The organism is Terrabacter sp. NPDC000476, assembly GCF_040300125.1.
Classification (GTDB): Bacteria; Actinomycetota; Actinomycetes; order Actinomycetales; family Dermatophilaceae; genus Terrabacter.
This window is the reverse complement of the sequence record NZ_JBEPDF010000001.1, coordinates 1,856,464-1,871,808: the sequence shown is the minus strand read 5'-3', so window position 1 is coordinate 1,871,808 and position 15,345 is coordinate 1,856,464. Positions and strand designations below refer to the sequence as shown.

At 75.4% G+C, this 15,345-nt stretch carries 15 protein-coding genes; 8 read left to right on the top strand and 7 right to left on the bottom strand.

What is annotated here, in order from left to right; all coding sequences use genetic code 11:
* Nucleotides 1-35: 35 nt before the first annotated feature.
* The 3 genes from ABT295_RS08710 to ABT295_RS08700 all read left to right on the top strand — a co-directional run bounded on the left by ABT295_RS08710 (nucleotide 36) and on the right by ABT295_RS08700 (nucleotide 2,722).
* Entirely contained in the window at nucleotides 36-782 is a 747-nt protein-coding gene (locus ABT295_RS08710) for a histidine phosphatase family protein (protein ID WP_352393966.1), read from the top strand.
* Nucleotides 779-1,666, top strand: coding sequence for an NAD(P)H-hydrate dehydratase (locus tag ABT295_RS08705; protein ID WP_352393965.1), 888 nt, complete (start codon nucleotides 779-781; stop codon nucleotides 1,664-1,666). The genes ABT295_RS08710 and ABT295_RS08705 overlap by 4 nt, the downstream gene beginning before the upstream one ends.
* Nucleotides 1,667-1,939: 273 nt before the next feature.
* The gene (locus ABT295_RS08700) at nucleotides 1,940-2,722 is read left to right on the top strand and encodes a GAF and ANTAR domain-containing protein (RefSeq protein WP_352393964.1); all 783 of its coding nucleotides are present in this window, start codon (nucleotides 1,940-1,942) and stop codon (nucleotides 2,720-2,722) included.
* Between the two features lie 95 nt (nucleotides 2,723-2,817).
* Here ABT295_RS08700 and ABT295_RS08695 read toward each other — a convergent pair whose 3' ends face one another.
* A complete protein-coding gene (locus tag ABT295_RS08695; protein WP_352393963.1) occupies nucleotides 2,818-3,132 on the bottom strand; it encodes a MerR family transcriptional regulator in 315 nt (104 codons plus the stop codon).
* 142 nt (nucleotides 3,133-3,274) lie between these two features.
* On the opposite strand from ABT295_RS08695, the gene ABT295_RS08690 reads away from it, so the two are divergent.
* Nucleotides 3,275-3,718, top strand: coding sequence for an Hsp20/alpha crystallin family protein (locus tag ABT295_RS08690; protein WP_352393962.1), 444 nt, complete (start codon nucleotides 3,275-3,277; stop codon nucleotides 3,716-3,718).
* 335 nt (nucleotides 3,719-4,053) lie between these two features.
* On the opposite strand, the gene ABT295_RS08685 is transcribed toward ABT295_RS08690, so the two are convergent.
* From ABT295_RS08685 to ABT295_RS08670, 4 genes are all read right to left on the bottom strand, one after another.
* Nucleotides 4,054-4,737 (bottom strand): GAP family protein, encoded by a 684-nt coding sequence (locus ABT295_RS08685; protein WP_352393961.1) that lies wholly within the window; start codon nucleotides 4,735-4,737, stop codon nucleotides 4,054-4,056.
* Between the two features lie 67 nt (nucleotides 4,738-4,804).
* Nucleotides 4,805-5,236, bottom strand: a complete 432-nt coding sequence (locus tag ABT295_RS08680; RefSeq protein WP_352393960.1) for a DUF6325 family protein — start codon at nucleotides 5,234-5,236, stop codon at nucleotides 4,805-4,807.
* 138 nt (nucleotides 5,237-5,374) lie between these two features.
* Nucleotides 5,375-5,707 (bottom strand): DUF202 domain-containing protein, encoded by a 333-nt coding sequence (locus ABT295_RS08675; RefSeq protein ID WP_352393959.1) that lies wholly within the window; start codon nucleotides 5,705-5,707, stop codon nucleotides 5,375-5,377.
* Nucleotides 5,704-6,069, bottom strand: coding sequence for a YidH family protein (locus tag ABT295_RS08670; protein WP_352393958.1), 366 nt, complete (start codon nucleotides 6,067-6,069; stop codon nucleotides 5,704-5,706). Before ABT295_RS08670 ends, ABT295_RS08675 begins: the two co-directional genes overlap by 4 nt.
* A gap of 582 nt (nucleotides 6,070-6,651) precedes the next feature.
* Here ABT295_RS08670 and ABT295_RS08665 point away from each other — a divergent pair.
* The 3 genes from ABT295_RS08665 (at nucleotide 6,652) to ABT295_RS08655 (ending at nucleotide 10,948) form a co-directional block, all read left to right on the top strand.
* Nucleotides 6,652-9,519: a winged helix-turn-helix domain-containing protein gene (locus tag ABT295_RS08665; RefSeq protein ID WP_352393957.1), complete on the top strand. Its 2,868-nt coding sequence runs from the start codon at nucleotides 6,652-6,654 to the stop codon at nucleotides 9,517-9,519.
* 105 nt (nucleotides 9,520-9,624) lie between these two features.
* A complete protein-coding gene (locus ABT295_RS08660) occupies nucleotides 9,625-9,831 on the top strand; it encodes a DUF8691 family protein (RefSeq protein ID WP_352393956.1) in 207 nt (68 codons plus the stop codon).
* Nucleotides 9,832-9,835: 4 nt separating this feature from the next.
* Complete coding sequence (locus tag ABT295_RS08655) at nucleotides 9,836-10,948, top strand: hypothetical protein (RefSeq protein WP_352393955.1); 1,113 nt, start codon at nucleotides 9,836-9,838, stop codon at nucleotides 10,946-10,948.
* Here ABT295_RS08655 and ABT295_RS08650 read toward each other — a convergent pair.
* Complete coding sequence (locus ABT295_RS08650) at nucleotides 10,923-12,728, bottom strand: SLC13 family permease (RefSeq protein WP_352393954.1); 1,806 nt, start codon at nucleotides 12,726-12,728, stop codon at nucleotides 10,923-10,925. The genes ABT295_RS08655 and ABT295_RS08650 overlap by 26 nt on opposite strands.
* Nucleotides 12,729-12,972: 244 nt before the next feature.
* Between ABT295_RS08650 and ABT295_RS08645 the strand changes: the two genes are divergently transcribed.
* Entirely contained in the window at nucleotides 12,973-14,490 is a 1,518-nt protein-coding gene (locus ABT295_RS08645) for a leucyl aminopeptidase family protein (RefSeq protein WP_352393953.1), read from the top strand.
* 162 nt (nucleotides 14,491-14,652) lie between these two features.
* On the opposite strand, the gene ABT295_RS08640 is transcribed toward ABT295_RS08645, so the two are convergent.
* Complete coding sequence (locus ABT295_RS08640; RefSeq protein WP_352393952.1) at nucleotides 14,653-15,192, bottom strand: copper chaperone PCu(A)C; 540 nt, start codon at nucleotides 15,190-15,192, stop codon at nucleotides 14,653-14,655.
* Between the last annotated feature and the right edge of the window lie 153 nt (nucleotides 15,193-15,345).

Below are 15,345 nucleotides of genomic sequence, written 5' to 3'. Positions count from 1 at the left end.
GAGCGAACGGGGTGGCGGCGGTGGAGGAGAGCGCGATGGTCGACCAGGTGAGCGAGCTCGTGCTCGTGCGCCACGGCGAGAGTGTGGGCAACCTGGCCGACACGGAGGCGCACCGGCGTGAGTCGCGCCGGCTGCGGCTCGACACGCGCGACCCCGACACGCCGCTCTCGCCGCGGGGTCGTGAGCAGGCGGCAGCCCTCGCCCGGCACGTCCTGAAGGGTCCCGGCGCCCACCCCGACGTCGTGTTCAGCTCCCCCTACGTGCGGGCCGCGATGACGGCCCGCACGGTCGGGGAGGCGATCGGCCTGGACCCGGTCACCGACGAGCGGCTGCGGGAGCGCGACCTCGGCGTCTTCGACGGCCTGACCGGCCTGGGCATCCGTGAGAGCCACCCGGAGGAGGCGGAACGGCGCGAGCGCCTCGGCAAGTTCTACTATCGCCCGCCCGGAGGTGAGAGCTGGACGGACGTGGCGCTCCGGGTGCGTCACGTGCTCGCAGACCTGGCCCAGCGGCACGCGGGTCGTCGGGTGTGGGTCTTCACGCACCAGGCGGTCATCATGAGCTTCCGGCTCGCCCTCGAGGGCCTCGACGAGCAGACCGTCCTCGCGCTCGACCGGGACGAGCCGCTGCCCAACTGCTCGCTGACGCGCTACCGGCGCCGGGGCGACGGCGGGCTGGCCCTCGTCTCCTTCGCCGACGTCGGCCACCTCGAGGACTCCGAGGCCGAGGCGACCCGCGAGGAGCCGGACTCCGAGCCGGGGCGGCGCGAGGGCGCGCGATGACGGCCCACCCCACGACCCGGATCGACCCGGAGCTGCTCGGTTCCTGGCCGTTGCCCGCGGCCGACGGCGACAAGTCGCAGAAGGGCACCGTGCTCGTCGTCGGCGGCGCCAGGCAGACCCCGGGGGCGGTGCTGCTGGCGGCGGAGGCGGCCCTGCGCGTGGGAGCGGGCAAGGTCCAGGTCGCGACCGCCCGAGACACCGCCGGCGCGGTGGCGGTCGCCCTGCCGGAGGCCTACGTCGAAGGCCTGCCCGTGACGCCCGGCGGCGAGCTCTCGGTGACCGGCGCCGAGCGGGTGCTCGAGCTCGCCGACGGCGCCGACGTCGTGCTCATCGGGCCGGGCCTCGGCAACCCGTCGACGGCGAACCTCTTCGTGTCGCAGGTCGTCCCCGGGCTCGACACCTCCGTGGTCGTCGACGCGCTCGGGACGGCCTTCCTCACCGACAACCTGCGCGGTCTCTCCCACCTGGCCGGTCGCGCGGTGCTCACCCCGAACACCACCGAGCTCGCCGTCATGCTGGGGCGCGGCGAGGACGAGGTCGAGCAGGATCCGCTCGCCGCCTGCCGGGACGCCGCGGACAGGACCGGTGCCAGCGTGCTCAGCGGGACGGGCGAGCTGCACGTGGCCGCCCCGGACGGGAGGGCGTGGTGCTGCGACTCGGGGCCGTCGGCTCTGGCCACGGCGGGGTCGGGCGACGTCAAGGCAGGAGTCGTGACCGGGCTGGTGGCGCGCGGTGCATCCCCGGAGCAGGCGGGCGCCTGGGGCGCGTGGCTGCACGCGCGGGCCGGCGCCCTGCTCGAGCAGCGCGGTGGCGGCTACCTCGCCCGCGACGTCGTCCTCGCGGCGGCGGAGGTGCTGCAGCGCCTGACCCCGAGCAGCCGTTGACCCCGAGCAGCCGTTGCGCGCGAGCCCGTTGAGCGCGAGCCCGTTGAGCGCGAGCAGCCGGATCCGGACGCGGTGGCGTGTCGCCGGACGAGCCTGTCCGGGCCGACTGTCGCAGCACCGGTGTACGTTGGATCCCTTGATCGCGGGCACGGGCCGCGGGGCCCCGAACGGGTCGCGCGGCGCGCAGGCACCTTCAACCGACGAGGGAAGCCGCGCCCGCAAGGGGTTCCCTTGTCCTGCACCTCTCCCCGTCCACCGATCCCTGCTCTCGCAGTGTCGCCGGACGTCGATGTCATCTACCCTGTCGCGCCGCTCTCCGTGCGGGCGCCGTCCCCGGCACTGCGCGAGCCCATCGGGCTCGACGGCTCCCGTTCGTTCGCCGAGACACCTGCCTCCCGCCCGCAGAGCGCCGTCGACGACGTCGCCTCCGTCGTCGGGGGGGTGCTCGCCGCGACGACGCGGGCGGTCCGCGACGCCTCGCACCTCTGCGTCCACGTCGTCCAACGCGGCGGGGGCGTGCGGCTGCTCTCGGCCACGAGCGAGGTCCCGCCCGCGTTCGACGAGCAGTTCACGACCGGTCGGGGCCCGGCCGCAGCCGTGCTGCGTGGTGACCGACGGCGGGCGGTGCTGCGGTTGGGGTGCGCGGACGACGAGGCGCGGTGGCCGGGCGTGGCCGCGTGCGCGGAGGCCCTGGGGGTGCGGACCCTCGTCGCCGTCAGGCTCGCCTGGCGCGGACGGGTGGTCGGTGTGCTGACCCTCGCGTCGTCCGCGTCGGACGATGTCCCGGAGGCCGTCGTGGAGCTCGTCGCCGCGATGGCGGACCACCTCGCGGTCACGGTCGCGACGGCGCAGCGGGCCGAGCAGCTCGAGCAGGCTCTGGTGACCCGCCAGGAGATCGGGCAGGCCGTCGGCATCCTCATGGAACGTCACGCCCTCACGGCGGACGCGGCGTTCGCCTACCTCCGGCGCCTGTCGCAGGACGGCAACGTCAAGCTGCACGCGGTGGCGCAGGCAGTACGGAGTGGCGATCACGGGATCGGCGTTCCGGAGGAGTAGCCCACGACGGGCTGCCTCGAGCGATGGTGAATGTGACTGCCCGAGGTGGGTACTGGCGCAGTGAGCCGCTGGCCGGGTTCAGCCGCGCAGCTCGGTCAGTGGCGTCCCCCGACGCGCAGGGCGGCGACGCGGGCCTGCAGCGCCCGGTTCTCCTCCTGGAGCTCGAGCAGCATCCGGATGCCGGCCAGGTTGACGCCGTCGGCGAGCAGGGCGCCGATGCGGCGCAGCCGGGTGAGGTCGTCGGCACTGTAGCGGCGCGTGCCGCCGGGGGTGCGGTGCGGCGTCAGCAGGCCCCGGGCCTCGTAGAGCCGGAGGCTCTGCACCTCCATGCCGACCAGCTCCGCGGCGACCGTGATGCCGTAGACGCCGCGCGCGGGGTCGGGCGCCGTCGCGTGGTCGTCGCCCGCCATCCGTGCCTCCTCCGCCCGGCGGTACCGGGCTCTTGCGCACAGTGTGCCAGTCGTGCTACACAAAATCTACAGCGCATGCCACAGATCGACAGACGCGATCGTGGCCACACCGGAGCATCTGGACGCGATGGAGGTGACAACGATGCTGATGCGCACCGACCCGATCCGAGAGTCCTTCCGTGACCTCGACCGCCTGGCCCAGCTGGCCATCGGCGGCAACGGCACCCTCGCCCGCCCCTCGGCCATGCCGATGGACGCGTGGCGCGACGGCGACACCTTCCACGTCGAGCTCGACCTGCCGGGCGTCGACCCGGGGTCGATCGACCTCGACGTGGAGCGCAACGTCGTCACGGTCAAGGCCGAACGCCGCCCACGCGCGAGCGACGCCGAGCTCATCGCCGCCGAACGCCCGCGCGGCGTCTTCAGTCGCCAGCTCGTGCTCGGCGACAGCCTCGACACCGAGCGCATCGAGGCGAGCTACGACGCCGGCGTGCTGAGCCTCGCGATCCCCGTGGCCGAACGGGCCAAGCCGAGGCGCATCGAGATCGCCCAGCCGGGCGAGGGCCGGGCGACCATCACCGCCTGAGGCGAGTGCGATGACCGAGCCGATGACGTATGCCGGGTCGACCCGGCAGACCGACGTGGACGAGGCGTTCCTCGAGATCGTCCTGGGTGACCCCGACCTGCTCGACGCGCAGTTCGCGGAGATCGTCGGTGCGGACGGGCCGCGCGCCACACCGAGTCCGACGCCGGGGCCTCCCGGACGACGACGGACTCCCGGCGCCGGGCGCGGGAGCGGGGCGGCGCCCGGCGGGACCCGCCGGGAGGGGGACTCCCGGGCGCCGCGTCGGGAGCGGTCGCCTCCGTCGAGCCGCGGGCACGCGCCCGCCGACCCCGAGCCGCGGACCGCCGACCGCCGGGTCAGACCAGTCCGAGGCCCGTCAGCCCCTTGACCGCGAACCACACCCCGAAGACGATCCCGACCCCGATCACGAGCGGCCGGTTGTGCCGCGTCAGCCAGCCCGCCGCCGGCCCGAGGACGTCGTCGGCCCGGCGTGGCGCGGCGAAGGCCACGACGAGGGCGGCCACCTGCAGCGCCTGGGCCAGCACCACGAAGAGCACGAACGCCAGCACTCCCGTCGCGGTGGGCAGCGCGGCGTCGTGGATGGCCGCGACGGCTCCCAGCGTGAAGACCCAGAACTTCGCCCCGACGACCATGCTCAGCGCGCCGAACACGTAGGCCCTGCCCGGACCCATCGAGGCGGTGGCCTCGAGCCACCGTGGGGGTGGGGCGTCCTCGTCGGGCTGGTCGAGCGCCCTGCGCCCGGCCATGACGAGGAGCAGGACGCCCAGCACGAGCAGGAGCGAGGCCGTGAACGGCGACGCGGCGTCGGGTCCGGGCGCGCTCGTCGTCGGGGTCTCGGGGCGCAGCACCACGCCGAAGACGAGCCCCTGCAACAGCCGGACGGTCGAGACGCCGGCCACCCAGGCGAGGGCGGGCACCCGTCCTCCGCCCTGCAGCAGCAGTAGCACGACGACGACCTGGATCGGGACGACGGCGCTGCCCACGACGAGCGGCAGCAGCGCGCCCCAGACGCCGTTCACGGCGCCACTCGACGATGGCTCACCGGCACCTCCGGCTGATCGGTTCCGTGCGGGGGCGGTGGGGTGCTCACCCGCTGATCGACTCGAGCGCCTCTCGCACGTCCTCGGCTGGGATGCGCTCGAGCGTGAGCAGCTGGCCGCCGGACGCCTGCACGGCGGCCGCGATGTGGGCCGCCCAGACGTTCTCCCAGACGACGACGACCACCGACGAGCCGGGCGCCATCTCGGCGGCGATGGCGAGGGCGTCGTCCTCTCCCACCATGTCGGGCAGGTCGGCCGGGAATCCCAGCAGCTCCTCGGCGCCCTCGGTCGTCTCGGCGTCGACCATCGTCACGGCGCCGGTGTCGTCCTTGCGCACGACGAGCACGTCGAGCACCCGCACGGCGCCGTCGGCCACGGCGCGCGCCACGGCGGCCGCGACACCGGTGCCACCCAGGTCACCGGCGAAACCGATGACGGCGATGTCGACCGGACCGACCGGTCGCACGGCTCTGCTCATGCGCACACCTCCTCGACGGGGCTCCATGCTCGCGCGGGTCGGGTGGCGGCCACGTCACCCGCACCGGGTGAGCCGGAGGGTGGGTCGGTGGAGGGAGTCGGGGAGGGAGTCGGTGGGAGGGAGTCAGGGGTGGGTGGCTCAGTGCCCGGCGATGACGAGAACGCCGACGAGGGCGGCGACCGCCGTGACGGCCGTGGCCAGCGCCACCCGGGCCACGACGGCGCCCTCGGGGCCGCGGTGCCCGAGCCGTCGCAGCACGAGGTCCGCGTCCCGGTGCCGACGCCGCGCGACGACGGCGAGGTCGATGCTCCAGCCGAGACCGAGGAGGCACACGGCATACCCGTACGCCCCCAGCTCGCCCGGGAGCACCCGGAGGCCCACGAGCGAGCCGACCGCCACCGACAGCGCGGTGCGCCGCCACGCGAGCGACGTGCGCTCGGCCTGCAGGCCCGGGTCGGCGGGGGAGGTCACCCGAGGACCCCGACGAGCACGGCGATCGCGACGATGCCGAGGATCACGGCGATCGGCAGCTTGAGGCCGGAGGACGGCAGCGGCGCGAGGTGGCGCATCGCCCGCTCCGTGCGCACCCAGGCGATCCAGGCCTGGGCGGTGGCCGCCACCCCGGCGAGCACGAGCAGGACCGAGATCGTGACGCGCAGCCACGCCGCGACCGGCACCTGCAGCGCCTCGACGGCGAGCCCGGCCGCGACGAAGGCGAGGGCCGTGCGGATCCAGGCTAGGAAGGTGCGCTCGTTCGCGAGGCTGAAGCGCGGGTCGGGGTCGTCGCCGGCCTCGTAGACCGACCTCGGGAACCGGCTGCGCTCCGGGGTCACGGCGTGCTCCTCATCGGTGGTGCGACTGGGTGGTGCGGCTGGGTGGTGCGACTGGGTGGTGCGAGTGCGGTGCGACTGGGCGGTGCGACGGGTTGGTGGAGCGGCTCGCCCGCGTCTCGCCCGTCGGGACGCCACCATCATCCACCGCGTCCGCCGTGCGGTGGCGGGCGGCCTGCGCGCAGCCCTCCCGGTCGGAATCGACGACTGCCTGACGGGGGCCGGAGGCGGAGGTACCGTGAAAACGGGTCGGCGCGTCGGCGTACGGCGTCGGCTGCCGGCCCGACCGCTGCAGTCGCCCGCGTGACCCCTCCAGAAAGCGCAGCGTGATGACCCCTCCCCTCCGCGCGTCCACGCCCTGCCCCTCCTCCCGCACCGGTCATGGCTGCCCGCCGCCGTGGCCGGACGTCGGAAGGAGAGCCCGGGGCTGACGTGGTGGCCGCATGGGAGCCCGGGCCCGTGGAGGCACCGGCGAGAGCGCCGGCCCGGTCGTTCGCCGCGCGGTCGCGGGGGGTCCGCCCACCGGGTCCGTGGCCGCGGCACCGGCCCCCGGCCCTCACGCCTCGCACGGTGTGGCGTCGGCGCGTGCCCGCGCCCCTGCCGCTCGAGCACGCCACCGAGCGTGGTGTCGGCACCGTCGTGCTCCTCGCCGGCTCGGTGGGCACCGGCAAGACGACGCTCCTCGCCGGTTGGGCGCGCGACCTCGCCGTGCGCGGTGACTGCGTCGGATGGCTCGCGGTGGACCGCGAGGACAACGACCCCCTCGTGCTCGCCGGCGACCTGCTCGGAGCCCTGCGCTCGGCCCTGGCGGGTCTCGAGCCCGACGACGACGCGGCGGACGGCGGCGTGCTCGCCGCGGGCATCGGCGGACCCGTCGCGGGTCGGGCTCTCGTGGAGCACCTGTCGACCCGGGCGGCGCGCGCCGGCCGGGACGTGTGGCTGTTCCTCGACGACGTGCACCTCGTGCGCGACCCACGGGGGCTCGCACTGCTCGACCTCCTCGTGCGCCACGCGCCGTCGGGCCTGCACGTCGTCGTCGCCACGCGCGCCGACCCCGGCCTCCACCTGGCGCGCCTGCGCCTCGACGAGCGGCTCGTCGAGGTGCGCGAGCGGCAGCTGCGCTTCGGCCTCGACGAGACGCGGGAGCTGCTCGTGCTGCACGGGCTCGACCTCGAGCAGCGACACGTGCAGCGTCTGCAGGAGCTGACGGAGGGGTGGGCGGCCGGCATCACGATGGCCGCCGTCTCGCTCGCACGCGGCCGTGACCCCGAGCGGTTCCTGCACGAGTTCGCCCGGAGCGACCACGCGATGTCGGGCTACCTCGTCGAGGAGGTGCTCGCCGGGCTCGAAGCGTCGACGCGTGACTTCCTCGTCGCGACCTCCGTGCTCGACGAGGTGACCGCCGACCTCGCCGCAGCCGTCACGGGGCGCGACGACGCGGGCCTCCTGCTCGCCTCGCTGGCGTCGGACAACGCCATGGTCGGCTCCGACCCCGACGTCCCCCCGACGTACCGCTACCACGTGCTGCTCCGCAGCTACCTCGGTGCGATGCTCGAGGCGAGCAGCCTCGAGCGCAGCCGTGACGTGCACGGCCGCGCCGCCCGGTGGTACGCCGCCCACGACATGCCGGGACGTGCGCTGGCCCACGCGGAGGCCGCCGGTGACCTGGGCACGGTCGAGGACGTGCTGCAGCACCACGCGCTCCACCTCCTGCTCGACGACCGGGCCGCCGACCTCGACGCGGCGGTGCGGGCCGTCGCCGACCATGACGCCGACCCCACCCTGACGGCGGTGGCGGCCCTGACCAGCCTGGCGCTGTCCGACCCCGCGGCCGCCGCCGCGCAGCTCGTCTCGCTGACCTCCGGCCCGACGGCCCCGGGGTCCGCCGCCGGCGCGGCCACGCCGGCCGGCCCGGGCATCCCGGTCGACCGGCTGCTCGCCGTGGGCCTGCGCTGGCTCGGCTTCGTCGGTGGTCTCCCGCGCCCGTCGTCCGGGAAGACCCCGCCGGGCGTCGGGTGGGTCAACCCGCTGCGCGACGGGATCGCGGAGGAGCTATCGGCCACGATCTCGACGTGGTCGGCCGAGCCCCTGGCCGCGGCCCCGGCGGCGCGTGGTCCGGCCGGCCACGCGCAGCACGACCTGGTGCTGCTCGAGCAGCTGACGAGCGGTGACGCTCTGCTCGGTGCGGCGCGCTTCGAGGAGGCGCGCACCGCATACGGCTCGGCGCTGACGACGGCGCGGGCGTCGGGCCACGCCCTGCCGGCGCTGCAGGCGATGGTGGGCCTCGCGAGCACGGCCGCGGGCCAGCAGGACCTCGAGGGCATGCGCGCGTGGTCGGACCGGGCGCTCGCCGCCGCCGCCGGCACGCCGTGGGCCGGATCGCCGCGGCTGCTGCCGGCGCACGTGCTCGGTGCCTGGGGCGCGTACCACCTGCTCGACGCCCCGTCGGCACGCGCACGCAACGCCGTGGCGCTCGAGCTGCTCGCGACCCTCGCCCGGGGTCCCGTCGTCCCGGAGGCCCTTCCCGCCGACGCGGTCGCCGGTCGGGCGGACCACGTGCTCGGCGACCCGGCGGACCTCGGTCCGGCGGCCTTCGGGGGGACCGGTCCGGACTCCCCGGCCCGGCGCGGCATCGAGCAGCTCGCGCGCCTGGTCCGTCTGCTCGAGGCCCACCTCGACCTCGAGTCGGTCGGCGACGAACCCGGTGGGCGCCACGAGGTGGCGGCGCGCGTGGCCGCGTCGGCGCAGCAGGTGGTCGGGGCGTCGATGACCGACGCGATGGCGATGGCCGAGCTGTTCGCCGCGCACCGGCTCGTCCTCGTGGCCGGCTTCCCGCGTCTGGCCAACGAGCTGGAGGTGCTCTGCGCCGGCACCCCCGTCGCACCGGAGCAGCTCGCCGCGATGGCATCCGTGCGGGAGCTGCGCTGCGGTGACGACGCTGCCGCTCGGGCCTCGGTCGCACGCGTGTGGGGCCGAGGCGCCACGCCCCCGACGCTGCACGTCGCGGTCACCGCCCACGTCGTCGCCGCCGTCCTCGCGCACCGCAACGCGCAGCCGACCGTGGCGCAGGAGGAGCTCGTGGCGGCCCTCCGGCTGGCGGCGCCGCAGCGTGCCCCGCGGATGGTGCTCGACGTCAGCCCCGAGGTCGTCGACGTGCTGGCCGTGGGCGCCGGGCGCTTCGGCTCGCTCGAGCCCTTCGCCGGCACGCTGCTCGAGCAGGCCCGCGCCGGCGCGATCGACCTGCGGGAGGCCCGCGGCGACGTCACGCTGAGCGCCCGGGAGCTCACCCTGCTGCGTGAGCTGCCGTCGCTGCTCACCATCGCCGAGATCGCCGCGGCCCGGGCCGTCAGCCCGAACACCGTCAAGACCCAGCTGCGCTCGCTCTTCCAGAAGCTCGGCGTGGGCTCGCGGCGCGACGCGGTGGCGGCGGCCCGACGGCTCGGCCTGCTCTGACCGAAGGGTCACCCGGCCGGGGTGACGCCGAGCGGGTGGTCGGCGCGGCAGCATCGGGTGCAGCCGGTTCGCCGGCGGCCTCGGTCGACCCACGAAGGGGGCGGTGTGCGCTACGAGTTCATCCTGGCCGAGCACGTGCCCGACGTCGCCCACGCGGCCTTCCCCGAGCTGGAGGAGTCGACGGTGGAGCTCGGGGCGACGGGCTCGATCATGTTCGGCGACGTCGTCGACGCCCCCCACCTGCACGGCATCCTGGCCCGGTTCCAGGACCTCGGCTTCACGCTCCTCGAGCTGCGCCGCCTGCCGGACTGAGCGCATGAGCGACGGCCCCCCGACCGACGAGCCGACACCCCCGCGAGCGCCGCGACCACCGGGGCCGGAGGGGACGCCGCGCGCGCCGCGGCCGGTCTCCCGGAGCCGGGCCCTGCTCGGCCTGCTCGTCAAGGTGGTCGTGGTGGTCGTCGGCGGCTGGTGGTTCCTGCGGGTGGTCCGCCAGGTCGACTGGGCGGCCGTCTGGGCCGCGGTCTCGGGGCTGACGTTCGCGCAGGTGGTGGCGCTCCTGCTCGTCGTCGTCGTCCGTCAGTGCCTCAACGCGGGGCCGCTCGCCGTCTTCGCGCCGGGACTGGGCCTGCGCCGGGCGGTGGCCAACGACCTCTCCGCCAACCTCGTGGCGACCGTCGCACCACCACCGAGCGACGTCGTGCTGCGCCTCGCCATGCTCCGCTCGTGGCAGGTCGACGCGGCCGCGGGCATCGCCGGCATCACCCTCAACACGTTGACCTACTACGTGGCCCGGTTCGGTGCGCCCGTGCTCGGCCTCGTGATCGCGGTCGTCACGGGCCGGTCCGAGCCGGCGTTCGCGTGGACGGCACTCACGAGCGGGGCGATCAGCCTCGCCGTCGTGGCCGGGCTGGCCGTGGCCGCGCGGGGCGAGCGACCGGCTGCGCGGGTGGCCGGTTGGGTCGGGGCGCGCCTGCGTGCCGTCGTGACGCGCGTCGACCCGGAGGCCTGGGCGACGCGGGCGGCGACCTTCGTCCGGGGCGCGGGGGAGGCCCTCCGGCGCGGCGCGCCGGCCGCCATGGCCTGTCAGGTCGGACTCGTGCTGAGCGAGGCCGCGATGCTGCTCCTCGCCCTGCGCTTCGCCGGGGTGCCGCCCGAGGCCGCCCCGGGGTCGCTCGTCGTCGTCGCCCTGCTCGTCAGCTACCCCCTCACGGCGCTCCCGCTCGCCGGTCTCGGCGTCCTCGACGCCGCGGTGCTCACGGTGCTCGGCCTCGACACGGGGCCGCTCGCCGTGTCGGCCGTGGCCGGCCTCGTCGTGTTCCGGGTCTGCTGGCAGATCGTGCCGCTCGTGGCCGGGGGTGCCACCGTGGCGCTGTGGCGTCGGGCGCAGCCGGCCGACCACCTCAGAGGTGCCACACCGCAGGGATGAGCACGATCGACACCGCCATCCAGAGCAGCATCACCGGCAGGCCGAGGCGCCAGTAGTCGCCGAACCGGTAGCCACCCGGGCCCATGATCATCATGTTGCCCGGGGTCGCGATGGGGGTGAGCAGCGAGGCGGCACCGGCCACCGCGACGAGCATCAGCACGGGCGCCGCCGACACCCCCGTCTCGTGCGCGGCCGCGACGGCGATCGGCACGACGATGAGCACGGTCGCGGTGTTGCTGACGACCTGGCCGACCACGGCGGTGAGCAGGAACACCGCCGCGAGCAGCAGGTAGGGCCGTCCGGCGCCGACGACGTCGATGAGGCCGCCCGCCACGAGGTCCGCGGCGCCGCTCGTCCGGATCGCGGTCGAGAGCGGGATGAGGCCGCCGATGAGCACGACCGTCTGCCACGACACCGCGCGGTAGGCCTGGTTGGTGGTGACGACGCGCGTCAGCACCATCGCGGTGGCGGCGGCGAGGCCCGCGATCGCCGGCGGCACGATCCCGAGGGCGAGCGCCACGACCATCGCGAGCAGCACGGCGACGGCCCGGCCCGACCGGGGGCCGAGCGGCACCGCCTGCCGTCGGACGAGGTCGGGCGAGTCGACGAGGAGGACGTCCCGGTCGTGCGCGAGCTCCTCGATGGCCGTCCACGTGCCGTGTAGCAGCAGGCTGTCGCCCGGCGCGAGCTCGACGCGATCGGCGCCCACGTCCTTGCCCATGCGCCGGATGCCGAGGACGACGAGGTCGGTCTCGCGCAGCTGGCCGGGGAAGGCGGTCTCACCCACGAGCGGCGAGCGGGGCGGCACGACGGCCTCCGCGACCCCCACCTCCCGCGTCATGATCCCCTCGGTCGCCGTCGTGATGGGCCGCATGGCGACGGCGAGGCGCAGCTCGGGCACGAGGCGGCTCACGGCGTCGCTGTCACCGCTGACGACGAGGACGTCGTCGTCGCCGACCGGCTCGGTGCCGGTCACCGCGTGGCCCCCGGCGCCCTGCACGCCGACCAGCGTCACGCCCGGGTAGGCACCGAGGTCGAGCCGGGCGGCCGGCACCCCTGTGACGGGGGACCCCGGTCGCACCCGCAGGCGGTAGAAGCCGTCGTGCAGCTCGTAGTAGGCGGCGAGCCGGCTCGCGTGGCGGCCCAGGTCGCGCACCGGGTGCGACGACGGCCGGTCGGGCAGCACGCGCGGCCCGAGCGCGATGCCGAGCACGACGGTGCCGACCACGAGCGGCACTCCGACGACGGCGAAGTCGAAGAAGCGGAAGGCCGGGCTGCCGGCGTCGACGGCGGCGTCCGAGACGATGACGTTGACGGGGCTGCCGGTGAGGGCGAGGAGCGAGCCGGCGCTGCCGGCGAAGGCCATCGGCATCAGCATGAGCGAGGGGGAGCGGCCGATCCGCGTGGCGAGCACGACGACCATCGGCAGGAGCGCGGCGACCGAGCCGTTCAGCGTGATGACGGCGGTGAGCAGGGCGCAGAGCCCGAGCACGGCCACGAGCAGCCGCGTCGCCCCGTCGCCCACGACGTCGACGAGCCGCGACCCGGCCCACGTCGTGACGCCCGCGGAGTCGATGGCCTCGCTCACGACGAAGAGGGAGGCGATGAAGACGACGACGGGGTCGCCGAAGCCGGAGAGGGCCGTGTCGGCGTCGACGAGCCCGGTCGCGAAGAGGGAGAGGCAGGTGAGCACGGCGACCGCCCCCACGGGCAGGCGGTTCCAGACGAAGAGCGCCACGGTGCACCCGAGCACGACGAGGCTCGTCGCGGCGGGACTCATCGGCGTCCCGCGCGGGAGGCGCCGCCGTCGGCCGACCGCACGCGTTGCCGAGCTCTCATGACGCCTCCTCGTGTCGGGGTCGACGCCCGCTGCCCGGACCCGGCCGTCGGGCCGAACCTAGCCAGCGCGGGCCCCTCCCACCTCACCCGTGGCAGGTGACCGTCGGGTCACCCCGGAGGGGTGAGTCGCCGCCGCGGCGCGACAGCCATGCTCGGTAAGACCGCCCGAGCCGCAAGGAGCCACCGTGAGCACTCCCGCCATGCGTTCCCTCGACCCCATCCCGTCGACGCGGACGACCGCGACCGTCGACGTGGTGAGCGCGGTCCCTGCAGACGGGGTCATCACGGCGATCGCGATTCCCGTTGCGCACCAGGCGGATCCGCCTGCGGAGCTCGGGCACGACGCCGCCGCCCTGGCGGCGGCCGGGTTCACCGGCAGGGCGGGCGAGACCCTCGTGCTGCCGGCCTCCGGCGGACGGGTGCACGTCGCCGTCGGCACCGGGGTCGCGTCCGAGGTCGACAGCGCCACGGTGCGCGACCTCGCGGGCGCCTTCGCCCGCGCCGTCCCGGGCCACCGCGGACTGGCCATCACCCTCCCGGTCGGCGGCACGGGGGTGAGCCCCCACGACTTCGCGCTCGCCGTGACCGAGGGGGTCGTCCTCGCCCGATGGTCCTTCCACGTCGGCGTCTCGGACACGACGGCCCTCGAGCGGCTGGTCCTCGTCACGCCGGAGGCCGACGCCGACGCCGCCCGCGAAGGGGTGCGCCGGGGCCTGGTGCGCGCACGCGCGGCGGCCCTCGGTCGCGACCTCGCGAACTGTCCGGCTGCCGTGCTCACCGCGACCCGCATCGGCGAGGTCGCCCAGGAGCTCGGCCCGGCGGCGGGCCTCGAGGTCGACGTCGTGGGGCGTGAGCAGCTCGTCGAGATGGGCTGCGGCGGGCTGCTCGGCGTCAACCTCGGCAGCGTCGAGGAGCCGCGCATGGTGCGCCTGCACTACGTCCCCGACGGCCCGCCGAGCGGCCACCTCGCCCTCGTCGGCAAGGGCATCATGTACGACTCCGGCGGCATCAGCCTCAAGCCGAGCGACGAGTCCCACGCGCAGATGAAGAACGACATGACCGGTGCGGCGACGGTGCTCGCCGCGATGACGGCGCTGCGCGACGCCGGGTGCCGCGCGGAGGTCACGGGCTACCTCATGTGCACCGACAACATGCCGTCCGGCTCGGCGCTCAAGCTCGGCGACATCCTGCAGATGCGGAACGGCAAGACCGTCGAGGTGCTCAACACCGACGCGGAGGGCCGGCTCGTCATGGCCGACGCCCTAGCGCTGGCCGTCGAGCTCGGCGTCGACGCGATCGTCGACATCGCGACCCTGACCGGGGCCTGCCTCCGGGCGCTCGGGGTCGACCTCGCCGGGGTCATGGGCACCTCCGAGGGCCTCGTCGACCAGGTGCGGGCCGCCGGCGAGCTCGTCGACGAGCCCGTGTGGCCGTTGCCGCTCCACCGGCGCTACCGGTCGCAGCTGGACTCGCCGATCGCGGACCTGACGAACATGGGCGGCCCGAACGCTGGCCAGATCACCGCGGCGCTCTTCCTCGCGGAGTTCGTCGGGGACGTGCCGTGGGCGCACATCGACATCGCCGGCACGGCCCAGCTGCCCGAGGCGCGGCACTGGCGCAACAAGGGCGCGACCGGCTTCGGCAGCCGTCTGCTCGTCGAGCTCGCCTGCGCCTTCGAGAAGCCGGCCCGTCCGTCGCCATGAGGTCGCCACGAGCACCGTGACGCCCGCCTGCCCGACGACGCGTCGCTCGCCCGGATGCCGCGGGCGACGTGCACGCGCGGGTCGGCGACGAACCTGCGCACGCGCTGCATCGCCCAGCGCCCGGACAGCCACGGCCGCGCCCGGGCGGCGTGCGACCCGGGGTCAGCCCGTGGCGGTCGTCACCGGCGAGACCGTCGGCAGGCCGAAGCCGTCGACGAAGACGTTGACGGTGACGCTGCCGGCCTTCTCGAAGCGGAAGGTGACGGGCAGCAGGCGCCCCGCTCGAACGTCGAGCTTCAGCTCGACCATCTCGAGGTGCAGGCCGCCGGGGTACTGCAGGGAGACGACCCCGTTGCCGGGCAGGTCGATGCCGACCGGGGTCTCCGGCCCGTCGGTGCCCTGTCGCATCACGACGCGGGTGGCGTAGACCGTGCTCACGGCGAGCAGGCGGTCGGCGGCGTCGCCGTCGTTCGACAGCGTCGTGAACAGCCCTGTGTTGGTGCCGCCGAGCAGCGTGCGGTCGGTGGGGGCGTCGATGCGGGTGGCGAGGAGCCGGATCGCGCCGGCCTCGGCGTTGACGCTCGTGCCGCGGGCCGGGTTGGTGATCCGGGCCTGGGTGGGGTCGGGCTGCGACGTGCACGCGGTGAGGCTGACGACGCACCCGAGCACGAGTGCGGCCGACGCGATCCGGCGGGTCCTCATCCCGTCACGCTAGGGCGGGGACGGGCGCCGGCGACTCCCCCGCGGCGGGTGATCGGGGCGCCGGACCGGGCTCGGGCACAGGTGAGGCGGCACCCGCTCGGGGGATCGGGTGCCGCCTCACCCCCTCATCGCCGCGGGCCCGCGCGGCGTTAC